The sequence below is a fragment of the Geodermatophilus sp. SYSU D00879 genome (assembly GCF_054050375.1).
On sequence record NZ_JBJGZF010000011.1, the window covers coordinates 151823 to 160921 of the forward strand.

Below are 9099 nucleotides of genomic sequence, written 5' to 3' on the forward strand. Positions count from 1 at the left end.
TATATCGCGATAGGACGTCCGTCTAGGGCGTGAAGGAGTCCGCGGCGATCGCCTGGACGGCCGCCTCGCCGAGCGCGTCGACCTCGGCGGCCAGCACGCGCAGGGGGACGGGCTCCCCGGAGCGGAGCAGGCCGGTGAGCCGGCCGGCGACCCGGCCGATCCGCCCGGCCGGCTCGAGGCCGGGCTCGGCGGGAGCCGGCGGGACGAGCCACCAGGGCTGGTCGATCTCCGCGCTGAGCGCCGGCAGCCGGCGCAGGAGGGCCGCGCTCTCGGCGGCCAGGCGCCACCAGGTGCCCGGCCGCAGCTCCGGGGGCCCGGACTCCCCGGCGGCCGCCCAGCGCAGCAGGCGCACCACCTCGCCCCAGACCACGTCGGAGACGACGTCGCCGACCGGCCCGTCTTCGGGGGAGCGCCGGGCCAGCACGAGGGCGCGGGTCGTTGCGGGGTCGAACAGCCAGGGCGCGGTGTCGCGGTCCATGACGGCACGCTGCCCCCGCACCCTCCCGGAGGCCTGGGCCCGGCCTGTGAGCTCCCTGGGTGCCTCAGCCGAGCGTGGCGCGCACCGCCGCGGCGGCGGAGTCGAGGGCGGCGCGGGCGCGCCCCCACGACGTCCCGGCCGGGAAGTCGCCGAGCAGCACGACGACGGTGCCCGAGGGCAGCACGCCGGCCGAGTGCAGCTGCCGCCGGCCGTCGACGCAGCAGAGCCAGCCCTGCTTGGCCGCCACGCCGGTGCCGCCGGCGAGCAGGCCGAACGCCTGGTCGAACCCGTCGTCCGCGGTCGGCGCGGTGTCCCGCATCCAGCCGAGCAGCGTGGCGGCCGGCCCGTCGCCGAGCGCGTCGGCCAGCCCGGCGAGCAGGGCGGCGAGGTCGGCCGCGCTGAGCGTCGCCTCGCCCCACTGGCCGGCGACCCGCGGCGGCGCGGTGGCGGTCAGGCCGGCGTCGGCGGCGGTCGCGGTGACGAGGGCGGCGCCGTCGTAGCGGTCCCACAGGGTGCTCATCGCGCCGTCGTCGGAGGTCACGATCGCCCGCTCCATCAGCGCCAGGTCGCCCTCGCCGAGGTCGAGCGCGCCCGCCGCGTCCAGGGCCAGCAGCCGGGCGACGACGTGCAGCTTGACCAGCGACGCCGACAGCAGCGCCTCCCCGGCGGCGGGACCGGTGACCAGCGGCCGGCCGTACACGTCGGCCACCGCCACCGCGATCGTGCCGTCCGCCGCGCCGGCGGCCGCATCGACGGCGGCCAGCACCCCGGCCTCGTCGACGGCGACCGGCGGCGGGACGCGGACCGTGGACTCCCCGGCGGCGCCCAGGGCGCGGATCTCGGCGGGCGTGCCCGGCCCCGGCGCGACGGTGGCCCGCCCGGTGCCCGGCGCGCCGGACTCCCCGACCCAGAGCACCACCGCCAGCACGCCCGCCGCGGTCACCACCAGCACCGACGCGAGCACGATCGTCAGTGCGCCGAGGGCCAGCCGCGCCAGCGGCCCCCGGCTCGAGCGCCCGGACGGCGGGCGGGCGGGGCGCACGGGCCCAGCCTGGACCAGACAGGAGTCGCGCGGGGGACGTCCGTGTGTCGTTCCTGCGCAGGTCAGCCGGGAGCCGAGGCGCCGGACAGGTGCGCGCGGACCACCTCGACGAGGTCGGCCAGGCCCGGCGGCGGGCCGTCGGCCCACCAGGCCAGCCGGATCTGGACCGGCGGCGCGTCGCGCAGCAGCCGGTAGGCGACGCCGGGCCGCGGGTGGTGCCGCGCGGTGCCCTCGGCGGTCACGCCGGCGACCTGCCCGGCGGCGATGGCGGTGAGCCACGCGTCCACCCCGCGGACGTCGCGGATCTCCGCCGGCGCGTGCGGGGCGGTCCACAGCCGCGCCGTCGTCGTGCCGGTCGCGCCGTCGGAGGCCAGCACGCGGCCGCTCAGGTCGGCCAGCCGCAGGCTGCGGCGGCGGGCCAACGGGTCGTCGGCGGCCAGGGCGGCGTAGCGCCGCTCGGTGCCCACCAGCGCGGTCCGCAGCCGGGGGTCGGCCGCCGCGCGGCGCAGCACGGCCACGTCGGCCAGTCCCTCGGCCAGCCCGGCGGTCGGGGTGTTGGAGTGGACGAACACCAGCGACGCACCGGGCGCGGTCCGGGCCCACTCGCGCTGCACCGCGGCGGTGTGCCGGCCCAGCGCCGCCCAGGCGTAGCCGACGCGCAGCTCCCCGCGGCCCTGCTCGGCGGCGCGCCGCAGCGCGGCGACCTCCTCGACGACGCGGCGGGCGTGCGCGGCCACCCGCGTGCCGGCCGGCGTGAGCGTGACCGCACGGGTGGTGCGGTGCAGGACCCGGGTGCCCAGGGCCCGCTCCAGGGCGGCGACGGTCCGCGACACCGAGGCCTGCGTGGTGTGCAGCGCGGTCGCGGCGGCGGTGAAGGTCCCGGTGTCGACGACGGCCAGCAGCGCCCGCAGCTGCCGCACCTCCGGATCCATACGCCGACCGTATCGCCGGGTGCGGGACCGGCATTTCCCCCGCGCGCCCGGCGTGCCCAGGATGGGTCGGGTGCCCGCCCCCTCCGCTCCGCCCCCGCCCGCCCGGCCGGGGACCGCCCGCGGCCTCGCCACCCTGCTGGTCAGCTCCGCCAGCAACCAGACCGGTGCCGCCCTCGGGGCGCAGGCCTTCCCGGCCGTCGGCCCCGCCGGGGTGGTCGCGGTGCGGCAGTGGGTGGCCGCCGCGGTGCTGCTGCCGCTGGCCCGCCCGGCCGTGCACCGCCTGACCTGGCCGCAGTGGTGGCCGGTGCTGCTGCTGGCCGCCGTCCTCGGCGGGATGAACCTGGCGCTGTACTCCGCGATCGAGCGGATCGGGCTGGGCCTCGCGGTCACCCTGGAGTTCCTCGGGCCCCTGGCCGTGGCCCTGGCCGGGTCGCGGTCGCGACGGGACCTGCTGGTCGCGGCCGCCGCGGCCGGCGGCGTGTGGCTGCTCGTGCTGCCCGGCGGTTCCAGCGACTGGGTCGGGATCGGCCTGGGCCTCGCCGCCGCGGGCTGCTGGGCGTCCTACATCCTGCTCAACCGGGTGGCCGGCGCCCGGCTGCCGGGGCTGCAGGCGCCCGCGCTCGCGACCGCCCTGTGCGCGCTGGCCGTCACCCCGGTCGTCGTCGTCCTCGTCGTGCAGGAGCGGCTCACCGGCGCGCCGCTGGCGTGCGCCGTCGCGGCCGGGGTGCTCGCCTCCGCGGTGCCCTACGCCGCCGACGTGGTCGCGCTGCGCCTGGTCCCGCCGCGCGCCTTCGGTGTCCTGTGCAGCGCGCACCCGGTGTGGGCGGCGCTGGCCGGCGCGGTGCTGCTCGGGCAGGTGCTCGAGCTGCACGAGTGGGCCGGCCTCGGCGTCGTGGTGCTGGCCGACGCCGCGGCGGTGCTGCTGCACACGCCGCGGCCGGCGCAGGCCCGCCGCGGCGAGGTCCACAGTCCCGCCACGGCCGCCTGACAGGTCCGCCACAGGAACGGCCCGCACGGTCGGGAGGACGGCCGGACCTGCCGGCCGCCCGAACGAGGAGAACCCCGTGCGCAAGAAGATCGTGCTCGCCACCACGGCAGGCGTCCTGGCCGTCGGCGGCCTCGCCCTCGCCGCCCCGGCCATGGCCGACGACGACACGACTCCCGAGACCTCCGCGACCTCGGCCGTGGACCGCATCCGCGACGCCCTCACCGGCCTGGTCGACGACGGGTCGATCACCGCCGAGCAGGCCGACGAGGTCGCCACCACGCTGGGCGAGGCGGGCCTCGGCGACCACGGCCACGGCGGCGGCCCCGGCCGCGGCCTGGACCTGTCGGTGGCCGCCGGGACGCTCGGCCTGTCCGAGGACGACCTGCGCACCGCGCTCGAGGCCGACGGCGCCAGCCTCGCCTCGGTCGCGGAGGAGCAGGGCGTGGCGGTCGACGACCTCGTCGCCGCGCTCGTGCAGGCCGGACAGGACCGGCTCGACGACGCCGTCGCCGACGGCCGGCTCACCCAGGAGGAGGCCGACGAGCGCGCGGCCGGCCTGGAGAGCCGCGTGACCGACCTGGTGGAGAGGACCGACGTCGACCTCGACGGCCCCCGCGGCGGCCGCGGTGGCCCGGACGGCGACGGCCCGGCCGGCGGGGGCGACTGACCGTCCCGGCACCCCGCGGCGCCGTCCTCCGTTGGGGAGGACGGCGCCGCGCTGCATCCCGGTCCCCGCGCACGCGGGGCGGCTCCGCGGGACGCCGCGCCGGTACCGTCCGCCGCCCCGCCGGAGTGCACCCCCGCGACGGCCGGCGCCCGGAGGAGGAGACCCGTGACCACCACCCTGCCGACGACGCGGCCCGACGACCGCCCACCGGCGCCGGCCCGCACGCTGGTCGTCGTCGGCGGCCTGCCCGGCAGCGGCAAGACCACGCTGGTGCGGCGCGTGCTCGGCGACGGCGTCCCGGGCGTGGCCGCGGTCGACTCCGAGGACGTGGCCGCCCGCTGGCGCACCGGCTCGCGGGTGCCCTACCGCCTGGTGCGCCCGCTGGTGCACACCGCGCACCGGCTGCGCGTCCTCCGGGTGCTCGCCGGCCCCGCGCCGGTCGTCGTCCTCACCGACCCGTGGACCAGCCGCTGGTGGCGCCCGGTGGTGCTGCGGGCGGCCCGCCGGGCCGGGCGCGCGGTCCGGCTGGTGCTGCTGGACGTCTCCGCCGCCGACGCCGCCGAGGGCCAGCGCATCCGCGGCCGCCGCATCCCCGAGGGCCGGATGCGCCGGCACGCCGGCCGCTGGGACCGCTACCGCGCCGCGGACCCGGCGCCCGGGGAGGTGCTGGTCGTCGACCGGCCGCGGGCGGCCGCGCTCACCCTCGCCGAGCTCCTGGGTCCCGTGACCCCGGCGGCTGCAGCGGGCTGACCACCCCGGTCAGGCCCAGCGCCCGCTCGAGCAGCCGGAACCGGTAGGCCGCGGTGAGCACCGCGAACCAGAGGACCAGCGCGGGCAGCACGGTCTCGAACACCGGGTCGGCGGCCTCGGTGAGCCCGAAGTAGGTGGTGAACGCCGGCCAGAACAGCCCGGCGGAGAACACCACCACCAGCGCGAGGACCAGCAGCGCCGGGCGGCGGTCGCCGTCGGGGCGGGTCCAGGCGGCGAACCACCGGGTGGGCGGCTTGAGGAACAGGACGAGCAGGAACGCGGCGTAGGAGACGAACGTCGACAGCGCGGTCTGCGCGCCGATCGTGGCCGCGGCCTCGGCGAAGCCGACGTCGTCGGAGGACACGCCGGTGTAGGCCTCGAAGTCCTCGACGACGAAGGAGGGGACGGCGTCGTCGGTGAACCCCTGCAGCAGGTCGGTGTAGTGCCGGGCGTAGACGGCGACCCCGCCCGCCGCGGTCACCAGCACCGCCGGCACGACGAACCGCCACAGCGTGGTCAGCAGGTGCGGGTCGGGCGGGGACGGGCGGGCCCAGGCGGTGAGGAACAGCGTCGGGACGCCGACGGTGAGCAGGGTCAGCCCCACGTTCGCCGGGGAGTAGGGGAAGCCCAGCCCCAGCATGGTGACGGCCAGGATGACCAGCCCCTGGGTGCCGACGCGGGCCAGGAACACCTGCATCGAGGTGCTGATCCCGGTGATGATCCGGCGGCCCTCGTGCGCCGCCGGCAGCAGCGCGGCCAGCGAGTCGCCGGTCAGCACGATGTCGGCGACGTCGCGGGTGACCGCGCTGCCGCCGGCCATCGCCACGCCGACGTGCGCCCGCTTGAGCGCGCGGGCGTCGTTGACGCCGTCGCCGACCATCGCCACGTAGCCCCCGGCCCGGCGCAGCGCGTCGACCAGCCGCTCCTTCTGCTCCGGGGCGATCCGCCCGAACACCGTCGTCCGCGCGACGACGTCGCCGAGCTGCGCCTCCGACAGCTCCGCCAGCGCCGGGCCGGCCACCGGCTCGCCGGGCTCGAGGCCCGCCCGCCGCGCCAGCGCCGCCACCGTGGCCGGGTCGTCGCCGGAGACCACCTTGACCGCGATGCCGTCCGCGGTGAGCCGGGCGAGGGTGTCCACGACGCCGGGGCGCAGCTCGTCGGCCAGCGCGACGACGGCCAGCGGCTCCAGGGCCGGCAGCCGCGCCCGCCCGGCGCCGTCGCGCAGCGGGGCGTCCCGGCCGGCGCGGGCGAGCACCAGCACCCGCAGCCCGCGCCCGGCCAGCTCGCGCACGGGGACGCCCAGCGGCTCGCCGGTCAGCCGCGGCGCCAGCGTGTCGGGGGCGCCGAGGACCAGCACGGCGTCGGCGGTGCGCAGCGCGCTCCACCGCAGCGCGGAGGAGAACGGCACCTCCTCGACGACCGGCACCGGCTCGCCGGGCAGCGCCCCGGCCAGCGCCGCCGTCGTCAGGTTGCCCGCGGCGGTACTGCGGGCCATCGACCCCAGCAGCCGCTCCACCTCGGCGGCCGGCAGCGGCCCGGCCGGCCGCACCTGCGCCAGCGACAGCCGGCCGGTGGTGAGCGTGCCGGTCTTGTCGGTGCAGACGACGTCGACGTTGCTCACCGACTCCACCGCGTTCACCTGCTGCACCAGCGCGCCGCGCCCGGCGCTCTTCGCCGCGCCGACGGTGTAGGCGACCGCGACGAGGAAGAACAGCCCGTAGGGCACCAGCCCGGACAGCACCGCGGTGGTCTGCACGGTCCGCACCAGGGTGAAGCCCTCGAGCGCGGCCTGGGCCAGGATCGTCACGCTCATCAGCAGCACGAGCAGCATGACCAGCCGGACGACGAAGTCGATCCGCCGCTGCAGCGGGGTGCGGTCGGTGGAGGCCCGGCGCGCCTCGGCGGTCAGCCGGCCGGCGTAGGACGCCGCGCCGACCTCGCGGGCCAGCTGGGTGCCCTCGCCGCCGGCGACGAACGAGCCCGACAACAGGTCGTCGCCGGGCTCCTTCGGCAGCGCCTCGGACTCACCGGTCAGCAGCGACTCGTCCACCTCCAGCCGCCCGGCCAGCACCGGCCCGTCGACGACGACCTGCCCGCCCGGGCGCAGCCGCAGCACGTCGCCGAGCACGACCTCCTCCGGCGGCACCTCGGTGTCGGCGCCGTCGCGGACCACCGTCACCGTGCCGCGCGCGAGCAGCTGCAGCCGGTCGAGCTTGCGCTTGGCGCGGATCTCCTGCACCGCGCTGATCGCGGCGTTGACCAGCCCGAGGCCGACGCTGGTGAACGCGTCGCTGTACCGGCCCAGCGCCAGCAGCGCCGCGCCGATGGTGAACAGGATGACGTTGAAGAAGGAGAAGACGTTCGTGCGCAGGATGACCGCGTAGCCGCGCGAGGACGCGCTGACCGCGACGTTGCCCTCGCCGCGCCGGTGCCGCGCCCGCGCCTCTGCCGCGGTCAGGCCCGCCGGCGCCGGGGGAGGGGTCAGGTCGGTGGTCCCCGTCGTCATCACCGACGAGCCTGACAGGCGGGACGGCGGGCGGCGCGGCGGAGCGCGCAGGACCCAGCCGACTCCCGCCCCGCGTCCAGGGAACGCCCAGCTCCGGCGCGGACCGTGGTCGCCGTGACGACGCGTGCCCACCCCGGCCGGGCCCGGCCCCGCTCCCTGCGGGCGCGGCTGCTGTGGGTCTTCCTCGTGCCCCTGGCCCTCGTGCTCGTCGTGGTGGGGGTGGCGGCGACCGCCGCGGTCCGCGGCGAGCTGCTCGGCCAGGTCGACGACCGGCTGGCCGCCGCCGTGACCCGCTCCACGCACGCCGACGGCGGGCCGGTCGCGCCCGGCTACGGCGACCCGGGGGGCGGGCCGGACTTCCTGCTCGTCCCCGGCCAGGGGGACGGCACGCTCGGCGCGCGCGTCGTCGACGGCACGGTCACCGAGGCCGCCGTCATCGGGCCCGCGGGCGACGGCGAGGCGCTGGGCGCCCGGGAGGCCGCCGCACTGGCCGGCGTCCCCGCCGACGGGGCGGCGCGCACCGTCGACCTCGGCCCGCTGGGGGACTACCGGGTGGTCGCCGCGCCCGCCGGCGACGGCGAGGTGCTGGTCACCGGCCTGCCGCTGGCCTCGGCCGAGGCCGCGCTGGCCCGGCTGGTCGCCGTCGAGGTGGCCGCCGGGCTGCTGGGGCTGCTGGCCGCCGGCGTCGCCGGGTCGGTGGTGGTCGGCCGCACGCTGCGCCCGCTGCACCGGGTCGCCGCCACCGCCGGGCGGGTCGCCGCGCTGCCGCTGTCCAGCGGCGAGGTGCGGCTGCCCGACCGGGTGCCGGCCGCCGACACCGACCCGCGCACCGAGGTCGGCCGGGTGGGCGCGGCGCTCAACCGGCTGCTGGACTCGGTGGAGTCCGGCATCGCCGCGCGGCAGGCGTCGGAGACGCGGCTGCGCCGGTTCGTCGCCGACGCCGGCCACGAGCTGCGCACCCCGGTCACCTCCATCCGCGGCTACACCGAGCTGGTGCGCCGCCGCGGCGGGCTGCCCGAGGACGCCGACGCCTCGCTGCGCCGGGTGGAGGCCGAGGCGGTGCGCATGTCCGGCCTGGTCGACGACCTGCTGCTGCTCGCCCGCCTCGACGCCGGCCGCGAGCTCGCCGTCGGCACCGTGGACCTCACCGGGCTGGTCATGGACGCGGTCAGCGACGCGCACGCCGCCGGCCCGGGACACCGCTGGCGGGTGGACCTGCCCGGCGCGGCCGTGCTCGTCCCCGGCGACGCCGCCCGGCTGCACCAGGTACTGGCCAACCTGCTGGCCAACGTCCGCACGCACACACCGGCCGGGACGACGGCGACCACCCGGCTGCGCGCCGAGGACGGCACCGCGGTGCTCGAGGTCGCCGACGACGGCCCGGGCGTGCCCGCCGACCTGCAGGCGGGGGTGTTCGAGCGGTTCGCCCGCGGCGACTCGGCGCGCTCGCGGGCGGGCGGCAGCACCGGCCTCGGGCTGGCGATCGTCGCGGCCGTGGTGGCCGGGCACGGCGGGACCGTCGGCGTGGACAGCCGGCCCGGGCGGACGGTGTTCACCATGCGGCTGCCCGGCGCCGCCGTCGCCGAGCCCGCGGACGACGACGCGCTCGAGCCGGCCGGCGGCGTCCGCGCATGATCAGCCGGCCTGATCGTGCTGCGTCCTGGCTCACCGTCGACCGGGAGCCAGGACGCGCGGCGGTGAGCCAGGACGCGCGGCGGTGAGCCAGGACGCGCGGC

8 protein-coding genes are annotated in these 9099 nt (G+C 79.0%); 4 read left to right on the forward strand and 4 right to left on the reverse strand.

The genetic code is table 11. The features are described from left to right. Positions 1-22: 22 nt before the first annotated feature. The 3 genes from ACI79B_RS15555 to ACI79B_RS15565 all read right to left on the reverse strand — a co-directional run bounded on the left by ACI79B_RS15555 (position 23) and on the right by ACI79B_RS15565 (position 2452). Positions 23-478, reverse strand: coding sequence for a hypothetical protein (locus ACI79B_RS15555; RefSeq protein ID WP_456928851.1), 456 nt, complete (start codon positions 476-478; stop codon positions 23-25). Positions 479-542: 64 nt separating this feature from the next. Next, positions 543-1520 (reverse strand): serine hydrolase, encoded by a 978-nt coding sequence (locus tag ACI79B_RS15560; protein WP_456928852.1) that lies wholly within the window; start codon positions 1518-1520, stop codon positions 543-545. 62 nt (positions 1521-1582) lie between these two features. After that, the gene (locus ACI79B_RS15565) at positions 1583-2452 is read right to left on the reverse strand and encodes a LysR family transcriptional regulator (protein ID WP_456928853.1); all 870 of its coding nucleotides are present in this window, start codon (positions 2450-2452) and stop codon (positions 1583-1585) included. A gap of 61 nt (positions 2453-2513) precedes the next feature. Here ACI79B_RS15565 and ACI79B_RS15570 point away from each other — a divergent pair, with 61 nt between their 5' ends. From ACI79B_RS15570 to ACI79B_RS15580, 3 genes are all read left to right on the forward strand, one after another. Continuing rightward, positions 2514-3440 (forward strand): EamA family transporter, encoded by a 927-nt coding sequence (locus tag ACI79B_RS15570; protein ID WP_456928854.1) that lies wholly within the window; start codon positions 2514-2516, stop codon positions 3438-3440. A gap of 76 nt (positions 3441-3516) precedes the next feature. After that, positions 3517-4107, forward strand: a complete 591-nt coding sequence (locus ACI79B_RS15575) for a hypothetical protein (protein WP_456928855.1) — start codon at positions 3517-3519, stop codon at positions 4105-4107. Between the two features lie 165 nt (positions 4108-4272). Beyond that, positions 4273-4857, forward strand: coding sequence for an AAA family ATPase (locus tag ACI79B_RS15580; protein WP_456928856.1), 585 nt, complete (start codon positions 4273-4275; stop codon positions 4855-4857). On the opposite strand, the gene ACI79B_RS15585 is transcribed toward ACI79B_RS15580, so the two are convergent. After that, the gene (locus ACI79B_RS15585; RefSeq protein WP_456928857.1) at positions 4805-7363 is read right to left on the reverse strand and encodes an HAD-IC family P-type ATPase; all 2559 of its coding nucleotides are present in this window, start codon (positions 7361-7363) and stop codon (positions 4805-4807) included. The two genes, ACI79B_RS15580 and ACI79B_RS15585, sit on opposite strands and share 53 nt — an antisense overlap. A gap of 114 nt (positions 7364-7477) precedes the next feature. Here ACI79B_RS15585 and ACI79B_RS15590 point away from each other — a divergent pair, with 114 nt between their 5' ends. Further along, positions 7478-8998 carry a sensor histidine kinase gene (locus ACI79B_RS15590; protein ID WP_456928858.1) on the forward strand — a complete coding sequence of 507 codons (1521 nt, stop codon included), beginning with the start codon at positions 7478-7480 and terminating at the stop codon, positions 8996-8998. Positions 8999-9099: the final 101 nt, after the last annotated feature.

What these genes read in the sequence shown, in the direction of transcription:
- ACI79B_RS15555 (WP_456928851.1), bottom strand. Translation starts at nt 478, where the DNA reads ATGGACCGCGACACCGCGCCCTGGCTGTTCGACCCCGCAACGACCCGC.
- ACI79B_RS15565 (WP_456928853.1), bottom strand. Translation starts at nt 2,452, where the DNA reads ATGGATCCGGAGGTGCGGCAGCTGCGGGCGCTGCTGGCCGTCGTCGAC.
- ACI79B_RS15570 (WP_456928854.1), top strand. Translation starts at nt 2,514, where the DNA reads ATGGGTCGGGTGCCCGCCCCCTCCGCTCCGCCCCCGCCCGCCCGGCCG.
- ACI79B_RS15585 (WP_456928857.1), bottom strand. Translation starts at nt 7,363, where the DNA reads ATGACGACGGGGACCACCGACCTGACCCCTCCCCCGGCGCCGGCGGGC.